Below are 15311 nucleotides of genomic sequence, written 5' to 3'. Positions count from 1 at the left end.
GCATTTGCCAGTAAACTCCCCCCTCTTTAGCCGCCCTCATTTTCCCGCGGCCATCACCTGTTTCTATAGCGGAGTCCACCTTGCGTCTGTTCCACACCTCCGACTGGCACCTTGGGCAAAACCTGCACGGCCAGGAGCGCGATTTCGAGCATGCGTGCTTTCTCGAATGGCTGCTGCGCCAACTGCAACTGGCGCAGCCGGATGTGCTGCTGATTGCCGGTGACATCTTTGACACGGTCAATCCGCCGGTCAAAGCCCAGGAACGCCTCTACGATTTCATCGTCAGCGCCCACGAACAACAACCATTGCTGACCATCGTGATGATCGCCGGCAACCACGACTCGGGCTCGCGCGTCGAACTGCCGGCGCCGTTGATGCGCCGTTTGCGTACCCATGCGCTGGGCCGGGTGTTGTGGCTGGATGACGGCCAGCTCGACGCCGAGCGTCTGCTGCTGCCACTGCCCAATGCCCAAGGCGAAATCGCTGCCTGGTGTCTGGCGCTGCCGTTCCTGCGCCCGGCGGAAGTGACCGGTGCGCATCTGGGCGACAGCTATTTGCGTGGCATCGGTCAGGTTCACGAATGGCTGATCGAAGCGGCCAACGCCAAGCGTCAGCCGGGTCAGGCGCTGGTTGCCATCAGCCACGCGCACATGGCCGGCGGCTCGGTCTCGGAAGACTCCGAGCGCAGCTTGATCATCGGCAATGCCGAAGCGCTGCCCGCCAGTCTGTTCGGGCCGAGCATCAGTTACGTCGCCCTCGGCCATTTGCACAAGCCGCAGAAGGTCAACGGTGAAGAACGCATTCGCTACAGCGGCTCGCCGATCCCGCTGTCGTTCTCGGAGATCGGCTATCAACACCAGATTCTCGACATCACCCTCGACGGCGAAACCTTGGTCAGCGTCGAACCGAAACTGATCCCGCGCTCAGTCAACCTGCAACGGATCGGCCCGGCACCGCTGGCGGAGATCCTGCTGCAACTGGCCGATCTGCCGAACATCGATCTGCTCGCCGAAACCCAGCGCCAGCCGTGGCTGGAAGTACGCGTGACCCTCGACGAGCCGCAGCCAGACCTGCGCCATCAAGTGGAAAACGCCCTGCAAGGCAAAGCCGTGCGCCTGGTGCGGATCGCCGCCGAGTACGCCGGCAACCGGGGTGCCGATGGCAGTGACGACAGCAGCGCGTTGATCGAACTCGATCAACTCACCCCGCAGGAACTGTTCAGCCGTGCCTGGCTCGACAACTACGGCAACGAGGTCGATGAACAGACCCTCAAGGACTTCGCCGAACTGCTGCAAGACGTACAGATGGAGGGCGAGCAGCCATGAAGATTCTCGCCATTCGCTTGAAGAACCTCGCCTCGCTGGCCGGCCCGTTCGAGATCGATTTCACCGCCGAACCGCTGGCCAGCGCCGGCCTGTTCGCGATCACCGGGCCGACCGGGGCCGGCAAAAGTACCCTGCTCGATGCCCTGTGCCTGGCGCTGTTCGGCGCCGTGCCGCGCCTGAACAACACCGGCCGCGACGCCAAGGTTCCGGACGCTGACGGCGAAATCGCCACTGGCGACCCGCGCACCTTGCTGCGCCGCGGTACCGGCGAAGGTTATGCCGAAGTGGATTTTGTCGGCGTCGATGGCCGTCGTTATCGCGCACGCTGGGAAGCCAACCGCGCCCGGGAAAAGGCCGGCGGCAAGTTGCAGGCCAGCCGCCAGAGCCTGCGCGACATCGATCAGGATCAACTGCTCGCCAGTCAGAAAGGCGAATACAAAACCCAACTCGAAACCGCACTGGGCCTGAACTTCGAACAGTTCACCCGCGCCGTGCTGCTGGCCCAGAGCGAGTTCAGCGCGTTCCTCAAGGCCGACGACAACGACCGTAGCGAACTGCTGGAAAAACTTACCGACACGGCGCTCTACACCCGTCTCGGCCGCCGCGCGTTCGACAAGACCAAGGAGGCCCGCGAAGCGCACAAGCTGCTGCAGGATCAGGCCACCGGCGTCACCCCGCTGGCGCCCGAGGCGCGGGCCGAACTGGACGAACGCTTCAACACCGCTCAGCAACAGCTGAAATTGCAGCAGGCGCAGCTCAAGCAACTGGAACAACAGCACAGCTGGCTCAAGGATTTGCGCCAGTTGCAGGACGCGCAACAAGCCGCTGCCGAGCAACTGCACAGTGCGCAACAGCAGTGGGAAGGTCTGGCCGGCGAACGCCTGAAGCTGACGCGCCTGGAACAACTCGCCCCGCAACGTCACCAGTTCGCACGCAAGTCCGAACTCGATGCGCAACTGACCCCGTTGGCTACACAGATTGCCGCGCACACCCGCCAATACGGCGAACTCGGCGAGCGCCAGACGCAACTGGAACAGGCCCTCGAGTCGGCGAAAGTCGCCCTGAGTGAAGCGCAGCAGCGACACAGCGAAAGCGCCCCGCTGCTGCGTCAGGCATTCGAGGAGCAAAGCACCCTCGCCCGCCTCGCCAAGGACACCGCCCTCAGCGCCGAGGCTCGCCAGTCCGCCGAACAGGCCTGCACGCAAGGCCAGAGCGCCATTCAGGCGTTGCAGGCGAAACAGGCCGAGGTCGCTGAACGTCTGCAGAAAATGGCGGCCGAGCTGGAACAGAGTGCCGATCTGGCGCCGCTGAGCGATGCGTGGAATGCCTACCGCGATCGCCTGCAACAGCTGATGCTGATCGGCAATCGCCTGAACAAGGGCCAGGCCGAACTCGCCAGCCTCGAACAGAACGCGGTGCAAAGCGCCGAGGCGCTGGCCACGCAAAAACAACAACTGGAAGTGCTGTTCAAAGAAGCCGGCGCCGAGCCGGATGCGGTCGCCGAGCAGATCGGTATCCTCGGCAACCTGTTGCAGGACAACCGTAAACAGCTGCGCGCCATTGAAGACATGACCCGGCTCTGGGCCAGTCAGCAAGAGCTGGAAAAACGCGGCGCCGAGCTGCACCAGCGCCTGCTCGACGCGCAACAGGAACGCGAGCGCCTGACCCAGGACGGGGTGAAAACCAAAGCCGAACTGACGGTCGCCGAACAAACCCTCAACGTCACCCGTGAATTGCTTGAACGCCAGCGTCTGGCCCGTAGCGCCAGTGTCGAAGAGCTGCGCGCGCAGTTGCAGGATGATCAGCCGTGCCCGGTCTGCGGCAGCAATGAGCATCCGTATCACCAGCCTGAAGCGTTGCTGCAAAGCCTGGGTCGCCACGATGAAAGTGAGCAGGCCGCGGCGCAGCAAGCGGTGGATCAGCTCAAGGAAAAACTCACCGAGCTGCGCGCCGATGTCGGTGGCGTGATCGCTCGGCAGAAAGAGCTGCTGCAACAGCAAGAACAATTGACCGCCCAGCTCCAGGCATTGGCGCCGAGTCTGCAGGCGCATCCGCTGGCAACGGCCTTGTTCAATCAGGACGCCGACAAGCGCGACGCCTGGCTGACCCGACAAACCGATCAGTTGAACCAGAGCATCACTCAGGACGAACAACGCCAGAGCGCCCTGCTCACCCTGCAACAGGATGCCGCACGCCTGACCCAGCAACTGCGCAATGCCGAGACCGCGCATCAGCAAGCGGCGCAGCACCTGAGCAATCAACAACGCGAATTGAGCAGCGACCGTCAGCGCCTCGACGAAGAACTCAGCGCGTTCGCCAGCCTGCTGCCGGCCGACACCCTCGAAGCCTTGCGCGTCGAGCCGGCGGCGACCTTCATGCAGCTCGACCGGCAGATTGCCGAGCGCCTGGCGCTAGTCGATCAGCACAAGGAAGAATTGGCCGAACAGCAGCAACGCCAGCAGACGCTGGAGAAGGAACAGGATCGCCAGCTCAGCCGCGTGCAGCAGCTGCAAAGCGCCGAGCAGCAGTTCAGCGCACTGGCCGAGCAGCAACAGGCCTGCCAGGCGAAACTCGCGCAACTGCTGGGCGAACACAGCAGCGCCGAGCACTGGCAGCAGCAACTGGAACAGGCCGTGGAGCAGGCGCGCAATGCCGAAACAAGCACCGCGCAAGAACTGCAGAACGTGCGCACGCAACTGGTGCAGATCGTTACGGAGTTGAAAGCGCAACAGGAGCGACAGCAGTCCCTGGAAAGCGAAGACCGCGAGCTGACGGGCAAAATCGCCGACTGGCGCGCGCGTCATCCCGAGCTGGATGACGGCGGTCTCGAAGACCTGCTGCGCGTCGACGACGCGCAGGTCAGCGAACTGCGTCAGCGCTTGCAGCACAACGAAAAATCCGTCGAACAGGCCAAGGTGCTGCTGCAGGAACGTGACCAGCGTCTGGCTGATCATCAGGCGCAGCACAACGGCAACCTCGATGCCGAACAACTCGCCAGTGCCCTCGCCGACCTGCAAAACCAGTTCAACCTCAGCGAGCAACAATGCGCCGAATTGCGCGCCGAACAGGCTGAAGACCAGCGTCGGCAGCACGCCAATCAGGCGCTGGCGCAGCAGATCGCCGACGCCTATGCCGAGTATCAGCGCTGGGCGCGGTTGAATGCGTTGATCGGTTCGGCCACCGGCGACACGTTCCGCAAGATCGCTCAGGCCTACAACCTCGACCTGCTGGTGCATCACGCCAACGTGCAGTTGCGCCAGCTGGTCAAACGCTATCGCCTGAAACGCGGCGGCAGCATGCTCGGCCTGCTGGTGATGGACACCGAGATGGGCGACGAACTGCGCTCGGTGCATTCGCTGTCCGGCGGCGAGACGTTCCTGGTGTCGCTGGCCCTGGCACTGGGCCTGGCATCGATGGCGTCGAGCACGCTGAAGATCGAATCGCTGTTCATCGACGAAGGCTTCGGCAGCCTCGACCCGGAATCCCTGCAACTGGCCATGGACGCTCTCGACGGCTTGCAGGCACAGGGGCGCAAGGTTGCGGTGATATCCCACGTACAGGAAATGCACGAACGGATTCCGGTACAGATTCAGGTGCAGCGTCAAGGTAATGGCCTGAGCACCCTGGAGGTGAAATGAACACGCTGTACTCGTTCCGCCGCTGCCCGTACGCAATGCGCGCGCGGATGGCCCTGCATTATTCGGGCGTACCAGTGGAGATCGTCGAAGTCAGCCTCAAGGCCAAACCTGCCGAGATGCTGGCGATCTCGCCCAAGGGCACGGTGCCGGTGCTGGATGCCGGTGGCCGGGTGATCGACGAGAGCCTGGAGATCATGCGCTGGGCGTTGGCGCAGCATGATCCGGATGACTGGTTGCTCGACGGGGATTCATTCGGGGCGTTATGGATGGACAAGTTGATTCAGGGCAACGATCAAGTGTTCAAGGTGCACCTGAATCGCTACAAGTACGCCGAGCGCTATCCCGAACAGCCAATGGAGGACTATCGCGCTGAAGGGGCGCTGTTTTTGCAGAGACTGGAGGAGTTGCTGACGGATCGCGATTACTTGTTGGCCGATCACTTGAGCCTGGCTGACGTGGCGTTACTGCCGTTCGTGCGGCAGTTCGCGCATGTGGATCGCGAATGGTTTGCGCAGACGCCTTACGTTCGATTGCAGGCGTGGTTGCAGCGCTTGCTCGAATCCGAGCTGTTCACCTCGATCATGAAGAAGTAACCCCGAATTTCTGCCTGCAGAACGCCCTTGTGGCGAGGGAGCTTGCTCCCGCTCGGCTGCGCAGCAGTCGCAAACCCTCAGGCTCGGTACATCAGACAGACTGGGTTTGCAGGATTCAGGGCTGCTTCGCAACCCAGCGGGAGCAAGCTCCCTCGCCACAATGGTTCGCGTTGCCTAGGCGAGTGCGTTGCACATGCCGAGTGCCATGCAATCCACTTCGAAGGGGCCGAGAAAATCGGCCGATACTTTGACCGGCGGATTGCCGGCCATCAGCCCCAGGGTATTTGCCCGTTCGATGTTGTGCGCGATGGTGTGATTGGCCTCTATGGCTCGGGCCAACGCACCCACCGAGCCTTGGCCGATACCCAATAATGAAGCACCGTTGGTGAAGAACGCTAAACCGGCGATGACCCAGAGTCTGTAGCCTTTCATGCTCCGCCCACTCCTGCGAGTTCCGCCCGATCGACCAGCACGCTGTCTGCGCGGTGTTCGAACTGGATGCCGGGGTGTGCGACCTGAATCGGCGCGTCGACGTTGTGTTGAGTCTGCGCGGCGACGCTGACGAACAACACCAGGACCAGGTAAAGACCGATGGCCAGATAGGCGCCGCGCTTGGCTGAGGTAATGATTGCACTGGCCATGATGTTCTCCGTGGGCATGTTTCAGTGCCGTCAGGATCAATCAAAAAAGCCGCGGTAACCACTCAGGGTTTCCCATAGTAAACATCAACTTCGTTGATTATTTAGCCAGTCTATTTGCGCAGTTTGAGAAACCTATCAGGCCGCGAAAAACACACGCACACGTGTAGGAGCTGCCGAAGGCTGCGATCTTTTGATTTTCAAGATCAAAAGATCGCAGCCTTCGGCAGCTCCTACAGGGAGTTGTTCGAGCCGGGCATTTCAGTGTTGGGCTTTGTGATCCAGCGCGGCGTAGAAGTTGGCGCTCTGTTGCAGGTATTTCTGGGTGTAGCTCTGGGTGTGGGATTTTTTGCCGGCGATTTCAACGTTGGCACTGGCTGGCAGCGCAACGGTGGCGGAAATGGCGGAAGCGGCAATGACGGAGAAGAGATTGAAGTTCATGGCGGTAACCCTCGTGTTCGGTTGGCTGGCTTGCCCGGTTGGGCCGTGAAGCAAACTTAACGCTCAAGGGTTGATCGCTTGAAATGTTTTGTAGCAGTACCGGATATCAGCGCGATTAATACAAAGAGGCAGGCCCCGTAAACCGGGGCCTGTGGCTTATTGTCGCACGATAAACTTCAGGTCGCTGGGCGCGTCCATCGGCAGTTTTTGCACGGTTTTGCCGAGCAGACCGGTCTTGGCATCGCGTTCGACGACGACAATTTCGTTGCTCTTCTGGTTGGCAATCAGCAGGAACTTGCCACTTGGATCGAGGCTGAACTCGCGCGGGTGATCACCTTCTACCGAACGTTTTTGCAGCTCTTTGAGTTGGCCGGTGGCCGGATCAATGCTGAACACCAGCAACTGATTGGCGGTGCCACGGTTGCTGACGTAGAGGAACTTGCCATCGGCCGATGCATGCAGCGCGGCGGCGGCTTTGTCCGAGGTTGGCTGACCAGCAGCCAGATCGACCAGTTGCGTTTGGGTCAGCACACCGTCGTTGTAGTCGAACACCGCGACTTGCGCGCTCATTTCCGTGGTCAGCCAGGCATGTTTGCCGTCAGCACTGAACAGCAGATGACGCGGGCCGCTGCCGGCCGGCAAGCTCACCGAAGCGGTTTTTGCCGGGGTCAGCGGCTGGTGCGGATTGGCTTTCGGGTCGAACTGGTAGATGAAGATCTTGTCCGCCCCCAAGTCGTTGGAGAACACGTAGCGACCATCCGGCGAGGACACCGTCGAATGCACGTGGTTGGACGCCTGACGCTCGGGATTGACCCGGCTCGCCGGGTGCCCGCTCATCTGCACCACCGGCTTGAGTTTGCCGTCAGTGCCGACCGGCAGCACCGCGAGGGTGCCACCCGGATCTTCCACCACTGAATAGTTGCTGACGAACAGATGGCTGGCATCGCCGCTCAGGCTTGAATGGGTCGGCTCGTTGCCCAGGCTCTGCACTTGATTGATCAGCGTCAGGGCGTGGGTCTTGGGATCGATCGAGTAGCTGCTGACGCGGCCGACCGGATCTTTCTGGCCGGGACCGTTTTCATTGACCACGAACAGCCGACGAGAATCCTTGGACAGGGTCAGCCACGACGGGTTTTCACTCTTCACCACTTGCAGCGGTTTGGCGGCGATCTGGCCGGTGGCACTGTCGAAATTCATTCGATAGATGCCCTGGCTGGTGCCGGCGGTGTAGGAGCCGACCAGCAATTGATAGTTCTCGGCGCTGGCACTGGAAAGGCCCATCGCGCCGACGCTGCCGGCCATCAGCAGCGGCCAGAATTTACGCATGTTCATCGGTTTCGTCCTCGTCATCGCTGCTGCTGACTACGTCGCCAAGGCAGACCAGGCGGTGTTCGCCGGTGGTTTTGGTGTCGCTGGCATAACCAATGATCAACCAGCTCTGCAGGTCTTCATCAAACGTCGCCGCCGCAACCTGAGTCGGGGTGAATTCCCAATGCTTGGCCGCTCGGCCGTCGATGCATTCGATGTGCAGGTTGTCGTCTTCGTCGAGGGCGAATTCGAAGGCGTGCAGGCCGTCGATTTCGACCATACCGCAGTGTTCGAGGGCGTTGAGAAGGGTTTGGGCAGTCATGGCAAACAGTCTTTCTAGGGGGGAAAGGGCCAATGATAGCTCATGGAGCCTCGATCCCTCTGTAGGAGCTGCCGAAGGCTGCGATCTTTTGATTCTGTTTTTAAGATCAAGATCAAAAGATCGCAGCCTTCGGCAGCTCCTACAGCGTTAGTGTTTCAGAGGGCGTCGCGTGACGGCTTGCCATCCACCAGCCGCTGGATGCGCAACGGATTGCCATTTTTCAGCGGTTCCGGCAGCAGACTGTCGGGGTAGTTCTGGAAGCACACCGGACGCAGGAACCGATCGATCGCCAGCGTACCCACCGACGTGCCGCGCACATCCGACGTCGCCGGATACGGCCCGCCATGCACCATCGAATCACACACCTCGACCCCGGTCGGGTAGCCATTGAGCAAGATCCGCCCGACCTTCAGCTCCAGCAACGGCGTCAGTTGCGGGAAGTGTTCGAAGTCCGCCTGCTCGCCGATAATCGTCGCCGTCAGTTGCCCGTGCAGGCCTTGCAACGCCGCGCTGAGCTCGGCCTTGTCCGCCACTTCGACGATCACCGTGGTCGGGCCGAACACTTCTTCCTGCAGCACTTCATCGCCACCGATCAACAGGCTGACATCCGCTTTGAACAGTTGTGGCTGCGCCTGATTGCCCTGTTGCGGCTGGCCCGCCAGATGCTCGATGCCAGAATGAGCCAGGAGCTTGTGCAAGCCTTTGCCGTAGCTGCCGAGGGTGCCGGCGTTGAGCATGGTCTGCGCCGGTTGATCGCCGATCAAACCAGCGAGCTGCTGCATGAAGGCGCTGAACTGTGGCGAACGAATACCAATGACCAGTCCGGGATTGGTGCAGAACTGGCCGCAGCCCTGCACCACCGAAGCGGTCAGTTCGCGGGCAATCGATTCCGAACGCACGGCCAGCGCCTGCGGCAGGACGATCACCGGATTGATGCTCGACATCTCGGCGAACACCGGAATCGGTTGCGGCCGCGCCGCTGCCATGTCGCACAACGCCCGACCGCCCTTGAGCGAACCGGTGAAGCCCACCGCCTGAATCGCCGGATGCTTGACCAGCCATTCGCCGACGCCCCCGCCGTAAATCATGTTGAACACACCGGCCGGCATCGCGGTTTTCTCGGCGGCGCGAATCACTGCATCAGCGACCTGTTCCGCGGTTGCCATATGCCCCGAGTGTGCCTTGAACACCACCGGGCAGCCGGCCGCCAGCGCCGCAGCGGTATCGCCGCCGGCGGTGGAAAACGCCAACGGGAAATTGCTCGCACCGAACACCGCAACCGGGCCGAGGCCGATGCGGTATTGACGCAGATCCGGGCGTGGCAGTGGCTGGCGATCCGGCAGCGGCAGGTCGATCCGCGCGCCGTAGAAATCACCGCGCCGCAGGACTTTGGCGAACAGGCGCATCTGCCCGCTGGTACGCCCGCGCTCCCCCTGAATTCGCCCCGCAGGCAGCGCGGTTTCGCGGCAGACCACGGCAACGAAATCATCGCCCAGTGCATCCAGCTCATCGGCAATCGCGTCGAGAAACTGCGCGCGACGTTCAGCGCTGAGGCTGCGATACGCCGGGTATGCGGCGGCAGCGGCCTGGGCGGCAGCGTCGACTTCCTGCTGCGTGGCCTGGATGAACTCGCAAGGCAGGTTTTCACCCGTGGTCGCGTCGACGCTGTGCAGTTTCACATTGCCTGCTGCACTGCGCTGACCGCCGATGTAGTTGTGGCCGAGAATCTGAGTCATGGGAGCTCCTTAAAGGGTGCCGATGCTGTCCGGTTGAAAAGCCGCAGCTGCCGGGGCGATGCCGTTGACCAGCGGTGCGCCGAATTCGGCCTGGCTGATCTCGAACACGTCGCCCGGTTGCGTGCGAATGCCATCGGCGAACGACAGGGTCGCGGTGCCGAAAAAGTGAATGTGTACATCGCCCGGACGCAGGAACTGGCGGTACTTGAAGTGGTGGTATTCGAGGTTGGCGAGGCTGTGGCACATGTTGGCCTCGCCGCTGAGGAATTCGTTCTGCCACAGCACTTCGCCGTCGCGCAGGATGCGACTGCTGCCGGCCAGATGTTGCGGCAGCTCACCGGTGCGCAGTTCCGGGCCGTAGCTGCAACTGCGCAATTTCGAGTGAGCCAGATACAGGTAATTCTTGCGCTCCATGACGTGGTCGGAGAACTCGTTACCCACCGCGAAACCGAGGCGATACGGTTTGCCGTCATGGCCGATGACGTAGAGGCCGGCCATTTCCGGTTCCTCGCCGGCATCCTCGGCGAACGGCGGCAACGGGAAGGCCTCGCCCGGGCGCACGACGATGCTGCCGTCGCCCTTGTAGAACCACTCCGGCTGCACGCCCGCCTGCCCCGCCGCCGGTTTGCCGCCCTCCACGCCCCATTTGAAAATGCGCATGGTGTCGGTCATCGCCGCTTCGTCGCCGGCCTGCTGGTGCATTTTGTCTCGCGCCGAGGCGCTGCCCAGGTGCGTCAGGCCGGTGCCGCTGACCAACAGGTGCGCCGGATCGGGATGGTCCAGCGGCGGCAGGATGCGCCGCGTGCTCAGCAGCTCGGCGTAGTCATGGCTGATGCCGAGGCCGAGGGTTTGCACTTGCTGCTCCAGCGAGCCGCCGGCTTCGATGGCGGCCAGGGCCAGGTCACGCACGCAGCGGGCGCCCTGCACTTCGCGGATCAGACCGTTGTCGACCACGCCGACGCGGCGTTCGCCGTTGGTTAATTCGAATTGCACCAGATGCATATGTCCTCTCCTGTGTTATTCGCAACACCGCAGCCCCCTGTAGGAGTGAGCCTGCTCGCGATTGCGGTGTATCAGTCGCCATAAATATTGAAGGTGTTGGCCTCATCGCGAGCAGGCTCACTCCTACAAGGGTCGGTGTCTGTCAGCCATTCAGGTTCGGGTGGCGCCACGAGCGCTGGCGGCAAACTGGTCAACCGGCAGCACGTGCTTGCGCTCCAGCACGCGGTAAACCACACCGGTCAGAATCAAGCCGAACACCATCACCCCGCTGAGGAAATACAACCCTGAACCCAGGTTCCCGGTGTACTCCTTCAGCGCACCGATCACGAACGGCCCGATGTAGCCACCGAGATTGCCCACCGAGTTGATCAAGGCGATCCCCGCCGCCGCACTGGCACCGGCGAAGAACCGCCCCGGCAAGGTCCAGAACACTGCCGTGCAGGAAAACAGCGCGAACGCCACCAGGCACAGCGCCGCCAATTGCGCCACCGGCAACGACAGCCACGCACTGAGGAACAGGCCGATCGCGCCCAGCACATAAAGCACTGCCAGATGCCCGTAGCGATCGTTCATGCGGTCGGAGCTGCGCGGCACGATCAGCAAACCGACGATGCCGAAGATGTACGGCACCGACGAGACGAAACCGGTCACCAGATCGCTGCCGCCGAACTGCTTGATCAGCGTTGGCAACCACAGGCCGAGGCCATAAATGCTCAGGGTCACCGGCAGATAAAACAGCGCCAGCAGCAACACGCGTTTGTCCTTGAGCGCGTGCAGCGGGTTGCCGTGACGGGTCTGGCCGTATTCCTGCAGGTCTTTTTTCAGCTCGCCGCTCAGCCAGTCTTTCTCGGCCTGATCCATCCACTGCACTTGTTGCGGGCCGTCCGGCAACCAGCGCAGTACTGGCCAGGTCAGCAGGATCGCCGGGGTGCCGATGACGATGAACAGCCACTGCCAGCCGTGCAGGCCGAGGATGCCGTCCATGCCCAGCAGCCCGCCCGACACCGGGCCGGTGATCATCATTGCAATCGGTTGGGAGAGGATGAACAGGCCGAGGATCTTGCCGCGATGGCGCACCGGGAACCATTGAGTGATGTAGTACAGAACACCGGGAAAGAACCCCGCCTCCGCCGCGCCGAGCAGAAAGCGCATCACGTAGAAACTGTGCGGGCCCTGGACGAACGCCATGCCGATGGTGATTGCGCCCCAGGTGATCATGATCCGTGCGAACCAGCGCCGTGCGCCGAAGCGTTCGAGCATCAGGTTGCTGGGGATTTCCAGCAGAAAGTAGCCAATGAAAAACAGCCCGGCGCCCAGGCCATAGGCCGCATCACCGATGCCGATGTCGGCGCCCATGTGCAGCTTGGCAAAGCCGACGGCGGAGCGATCCACATAGGCGATCAGGTACAGCAGGATCAGGAAGGGAATCAGTTTCAGCGTGATGCGGCGGATAAGCCGCAATTCCTGGCTCATGGGGTCGGTCTCCGATTGTTGTTGTTATAGAACCTCGGGGGACGCCTCTCGCGGAAACCGCCAGGGCCAATCCCTCCGTCGAAAACGACTATATAGTAATACTAATTACCCAACAACACTTCCAAACTGCCGATTTTGAGCTTATGTTTAGCCGTGACTCGCAAACAATAGTCTTACAATAAGAGAACCGATCATGTCTGAGAAGAAACCCACCCTGCGCTCGGCCCAATGGTTTGGCACTGCCGACAAGAACGGCTTCATGTACCGCAGCTGGATGAAGAATCAGGGCATCGCCGACCACCAGTTCCACGGCAAGCCGATCATCGGCATCTGCAACACCTGGTCGGAACTGACCCCGTGCAACGCGCATTTCCGCCAGATCGCGGAGCACGTCAAACGCGGGGTGATCGAGGCCGGTGGCTTTCCGGTGGAATTCCCGGTGTTCTCCAATGGCGAATCGAACCTGCGCCCCACCGCCATGCTCACCCGCAACCTGGCGAGCATGGACGTCGAAGAGGCGATTCGCGGCAACCCGATTGACGGTGTGGTGCTGCTGACTGGCTGCGACAAAACCACCCCGGCGCTGCTGATGGGCGCGGCCAGTTGCGATGTGCCGGCGATCGTCGTCACCGGCGGGCCGATGCTCAACGGCAAGCACAAGGGCAAGGACATCGGTTCCGGCACTGTGGTCTGGCAGCTCAGCGAACAGGTCAAGGCCGGCACCATCACCCTCGATGATTTCCTCGCGGCCGAGGGCGGCATGTCGCGCTCGGCGGGCACCTGCAACACCATGGGCACCGCGTCGACCATGGCCTGCATGGCCGAAGCACTGGGCACATCCTTACCGCACAACGCGGCGATTCCGGCGGTGGATGCGCGACGTTATGTGTTGGCGCACATGTCCGGCATGCGTGCGGTGGAAATGGTGCGCGAAGACCTGCGTCTGTCGAAGATCCTGACCAAGGAAGCGTTTGAAAACGCCATTCGGGTCAACGCGGCTATCGGCGGTTCGACCAACGCGGTAATCCACTTGAAAGCCATTGCCGGTCGCATCGGTGTCGAGCTGGACCTGGATGACTGGACGCGCATTGGGCGCGGCATGCCGACCATTGTCGACCTGCAACCGTCCGGGCGTTTCCTGATGGAAGAGTTCTATTACGCTGGTGGCCTGCCAGCGGTGCTGCGCCGTCTCGGCGAAGCCAATCTGATCCCCAACCCCAACGCGCTGACCGTCAACGGCAAAACACTGGGCGAGAACACCCAGGACGCGCCGATCTATGGCGAAGACGAAGTGATCCGCACCCTCGACAATCCGATCCGCGCCGACGGCGGCATTTGCGTATTGCGCGGCAATCTGGCGCCGCTGGGGGCCGTGCTCAAGCCGTCCGCTGCCACCCCGGAACTGATGCAGCACCGAGGACGCGCGGTGGTGTTCGAGAACTTCGACATGTACAAGGCGCGGATCAACGACCCTGAGCTGGACGTGGATGCCGACTCGATTCTGGTGATGAAAAACTGCGGACCGAAGGGTTATCCGGGCATGGCCGAAGTCGGCAACATGGGGCTGCCGGCCAAGTTGCTGGCGCAGGGCGTGACCGACATGGTGCGCATTTCCGACGCGCGGATGAGCGGCACCGCGTACGGCACCGTTGTCCTGCACGTTGCGCCGGAAGCGGCGGCCGGCGGGCCTTTGGCGGCCGTGCAGGAAGGCGACTGGATCGAACTCGATTGCGCCAGCGGGCGCTTGCATCTGGATATTCCGGACGCCGAACTGGCGGCGCGCATGGCCGATCTGCAGCCACCGCAGCAGTTGCTGGTGGGCGGCTATCGTCAGTTGTACATCGACCATGTGTTGCAGGCGGACCAGGGCTGCGACTTTGACTTCCTGGTCGGTTGCCGAGGTGCGGAAGTTCCACGCCATTCCCACTAAGATCAAAAGATCACAGCCTGCGGCAGTTCCTACAGGGAAATGCATTCCAATGTAGGAGCTGCCGCAGGCTGCGATCTTTTCAAGGGCTGGATCGCCCACCGTCCGTGCCTGCTATGATGCGCGGCATCTCCATCGCTCAGGATCGCGCCGCTCCCCATGGATTACCGCAAACCTTCCGACCGCAAAAGCATGCACTCGCGCATTGTCCAGGAACTGGGCATGCAGATCGTCTCCGGACGCTTTTTGCCCGACGACAAACTGCCCGCCGAAGCCTTGTTGTGCGAGGAATACGCGGTGAGCCGGCCGGTGTTGCGCGAAGCCACGCGGGTGTTGGTGGCCAAGGGGCTGGTGTATTCCAGGCCGCGGGTCGGCACGGTGGTCAAGGCGCGCCGGGAGTGGCACATGCTCGATCCGGACGTGCTGCACTGGCTGATGCAAAGCAGTCCGCAGAACGAATTCTTCAATGTGCTGACCAGCGTGCGCAGCATCATCGAGCCGGCCGCTGCCGCCCTCGCCGCCCAGCATGCGACCGAGGCCGACATCGCGGCCATCGGCGAAGCCTATCAGCGCATGGAAGCCGCACCGACGCCGGAAGCCTTGCTGCAACCGGATCTGGACTTCCACAGCCGCATCGCCGATGCGACGCACAATGATCTGTTGGCCAATCTGTGCAACATGCTCTCGGTGGCGATTGCCGAGGCGCTGAAGCATTCGAATCAGCGGCCAAATCTGCATGAACTGGCGTTGCCGCGACACAAGGCGATTCTCACGGCCATCGAAAACCGTGATGCGCTGGGCGCCCGCCACGCGACGCTGGTGCAACTCGATGATGCGCGCAGTGCGTTGAGTGCGGTGCTCGGCACCGAGCTCACCTGAAGCAAAGCCAAAAGTTCGCAGCCTCCGGC

The 15311-nt window shown here is 62.0% G+C and carries 13 protein-coding genes; 5 read left to right on the top strand and 8 right to left on the bottom strand.

The features are described from left to right. The first annotated feature begins 80 nt into the window (after window positions 1–80). The 3 genes from NN484_RS09150 to NN484_RS09140 are packed head-to-tail and all read left to right on the top strand — an operon-like array spanning window position 81 to window position 5556. Window positions 81–1325 (top strand): exonuclease SbcCD subunit D C-terminal domain-containing protein, encoded by a 1245-nt coding sequence (locus NN484_RS09150; protein ID WP_274658940.1) that lies wholly within the window; start codon window positions 81–83, stop codon window positions 1323–1325. After that, a complete protein-coding gene (locus NN484_RS09145; protein ID WP_274658939.1) occupies window positions 1322–4963 on the top strand; it encodes an AAA family ATPase in 3642 nt (1213 codons plus the stop codon). The genes NN484_RS09150 and NN484_RS09145 overlap by 4 nt, the downstream gene beginning before the upstream one ends. Next, on the top strand, window positions 4960–5556 hold the full coding sequence (locus NN484_RS09140) for a glutathione S-transferase (protein ID WP_274658938.1): 597 nt from the start codon (window positions 4960–4962) through the stop codon (window positions 5554–5556). The genes NN484_RS09145 and NN484_RS09140 overlap by 4 nt, the downstream gene beginning before the upstream one ends. Window positions 5557–5730: 174 nt before the next feature. On the opposite strand, the gene NN484_RS09135 is transcribed toward NN484_RS09140, so the two are convergent. The 8 genes from NN484_RS09135 to NN484_RS09100 form a co-directional block, all read right to left on the bottom strand. After that, a complete protein-coding gene (locus tag NN484_RS09135) occupies window positions 5731–5988 on the bottom strand; it encodes a hypothetical protein (protein WP_127652259.1) in 258 nt (85 codons plus the stop codon). Next, on the bottom strand, window positions 5985–6197 hold the full coding sequence (locus tag NN484_RS09130) for a hypothetical protein (RefSeq protein ID WP_215499750.1): 213 nt from the start codon (window positions 6195–6197) through the stop codon (window positions 5985–5987). Before NN484_RS09130 ends, NN484_RS09135 begins: the two co-directional genes overlap by 4 nt. Window positions 6198–6455: 258 nt before the next feature. Further along, window positions 6456–6635, bottom strand: a complete 180-nt coding sequence (locus tag NN484_RS09125) for a hypothetical protein (RefSeq protein WP_115989595.1) — start codon at window positions 6633–6635, stop codon at window positions 6456–6458. Window positions 6636–6791: 156 nt separating this feature from the next. Further along, a complete protein-coding gene (locus tag NN484_RS09120) occupies window positions 6792–7967 on the bottom strand; it encodes a lactonase family protein (RefSeq protein WP_274658937.1) in 1176 nt (391 codons plus the stop codon). Beyond that, window positions 7954–8265, bottom strand: a complete 312-nt coding sequence (locus tag NN484_RS09115; protein ID WP_274658936.1) for a DUF5629 family protein — start codon at window positions 8263–8265, stop codon at window positions 7954–7956. Before NN484_RS09115 ends, NN484_RS09120 begins: the two co-directional genes overlap by 14 nt. Window positions 8266–8420: 155 nt before the next feature. Next, window positions 8421–10001, bottom strand: a complete 1581-nt coding sequence (locus NN484_RS09110; RefSeq protein WP_274658935.1) for an aldehyde dehydrogenase (NADP(+)) — start codon at window positions 9999–10001, stop codon at window positions 8421–8423. Between the two features lie 9 nt (window positions 10002–10010). Next, window positions 10011–11003, bottom strand: a complete 993-nt coding sequence (araD1, locus tag NN484_RS09105) for an AraD1 family protein (RefSeq protein ID WP_274658934.1) — start codon at window positions 11001–11003, stop codon at window positions 10011–10013. Between the two features lie 150 nt (window positions 11004–11153). Continuing rightward, the gene (locus NN484_RS09100; RefSeq protein WP_274658933.1) at window positions 11154–12476 is read right to left on the bottom strand and encodes an MFS transporter; all 1323 of its coding nucleotides are present in this window, start codon (window positions 12474–12476) and stop codon (window positions 11154–11156) included. Window positions 12477–12669: 193 nt separating this feature from the next. Here NN484_RS09100 and NN484_RS09095 point away from each other — a divergent pair, with 193 nt between their 5' ends. Both NN484_RS09095 and NN484_RS09090 read left to right on the top strand, forming a co-directional pair. After that, window positions 12670–14406, top strand: a complete 1737-nt coding sequence (locus NN484_RS09095) for an IlvD/Edd family dehydratase (protein WP_274658932.1) — start codon at window positions 12670–12672, stop codon at window positions 14404–14406. A gap of 156 nt (window positions 14407–14562) precedes the next feature. Then, the gene (locus NN484_RS09090; RefSeq protein ID WP_127652277.1) at window positions 14563–15282 is read left to right on the top strand and encodes a FadR/GntR family transcriptional regulator; all 720 of its coding nucleotides are present in this window, start codon (window positions 14563–14565) and stop codon (window positions 15280–15282) included. Window positions 15283–15311: the final 29 nt, after the last annotated feature.

The sequence above is a fragment of the Pseudomonas serboccidentalis genome (assembly GCF_028830055.1).
Lineage (GTDB): Bacteria > Pseudomonadota > Gammaproteobacteria > Pseudomonadales > Pseudomonadaceae > Aquipseudomonas > Aquipseudomonas serboccidentalis.
Note: the sequence above shows the minus strand (reverse complement) of the source record. Positions and strands in the feature narration are given on the sequence as shown.

What these genes read in the sequence shown, in the direction of transcription:
- NN484_RS09145 (WP_274658939.1), top strand. Translation starts at nt 1,322, where the DNA reads ATGAAGATTCTCGCCATTCGCTTGAAGAACCTCGCCTCGCTGGCCGGC.
- NN484_RS09140 (WP_274658938.1), top strand. Translation starts at nt 4,960, where the DNA reads ATGAACACGCTGTACTCGTTCCGCCGCTGCCCGTACGCAATGCGCGCG.
- NN484_RS09135 (WP_127652259.1), bottom strand. Translation starts at nt 5,988, where the DNA reads ATGAAAGGCTACAGACTCTGGGTCATCGCCGGTTTAGCGTTCTTCACC.
- NN484_RS09130 (WP_215499750.1), bottom strand. Translation starts at nt 6,197, where the DNA reads ATGGCCAGTGCAATCATTACCTCAGCCAAGCGCGGCGCCTATCTGGCC.
- NN484_RS09125 (WP_115989595.1), bottom strand. Translation starts at nt 6,635, where the DNA reads ATGAACTTCAATCTCTTCTCCGTCATTGCCGCTTCCGCCATTTCCGCC.
- NN484_RS09120 (WP_274658937.1), bottom strand. Translation starts at nt 7,967, where the DNA reads ATGAACATGCGTAAATTCTGGCCGCTGCTGATGGCCGGCAGCGTCGGC.
- NN484_RS09115 (WP_274658936.1), bottom strand. Translation starts at nt 8,265, where the DNA reads ATGACTGCCCAAACCCTTCTCAACGCCCTCGAACACTGCGGTATGGTC.
- NN484_RS09110 (WP_274658935.1), bottom strand. Translation starts at nt 10,001, where the DNA reads ATGACTCAGATTCTCGGCCACAACTACATCGGCGGTCAGCGCAGTGCA.
- araD1 (WP_274658934.1), bottom strand. Translation starts at nt 11,003, where the DNA reads ATGCATCTGGTGCAATTCGAATTAACCAACGGCGAACGCCGCGTCGGC.
- NN484_RS09100 (WP_274658933.1), bottom strand. Translation starts at nt 12,476, where the DNA reads ATGAGCCAGGAATTGCGGCTTATCCGCCGCATCACGCTGAAACTGATT.
- NN484_RS09095 (WP_274658932.1), top strand. Translation starts at nt 12,670, where the DNA reads ATGTCTGAGAAGAAACCCACCCTGCGCTCGGCCCAATGGTTTGGCACT.
- NN484_RS09090 (WP_127652277.1), top strand. Translation starts at nt 14,563, where the DNA reads ATGGATTACCGCAAACCTTCCGACCGCAAAAGCATGCACTCGCGCATT.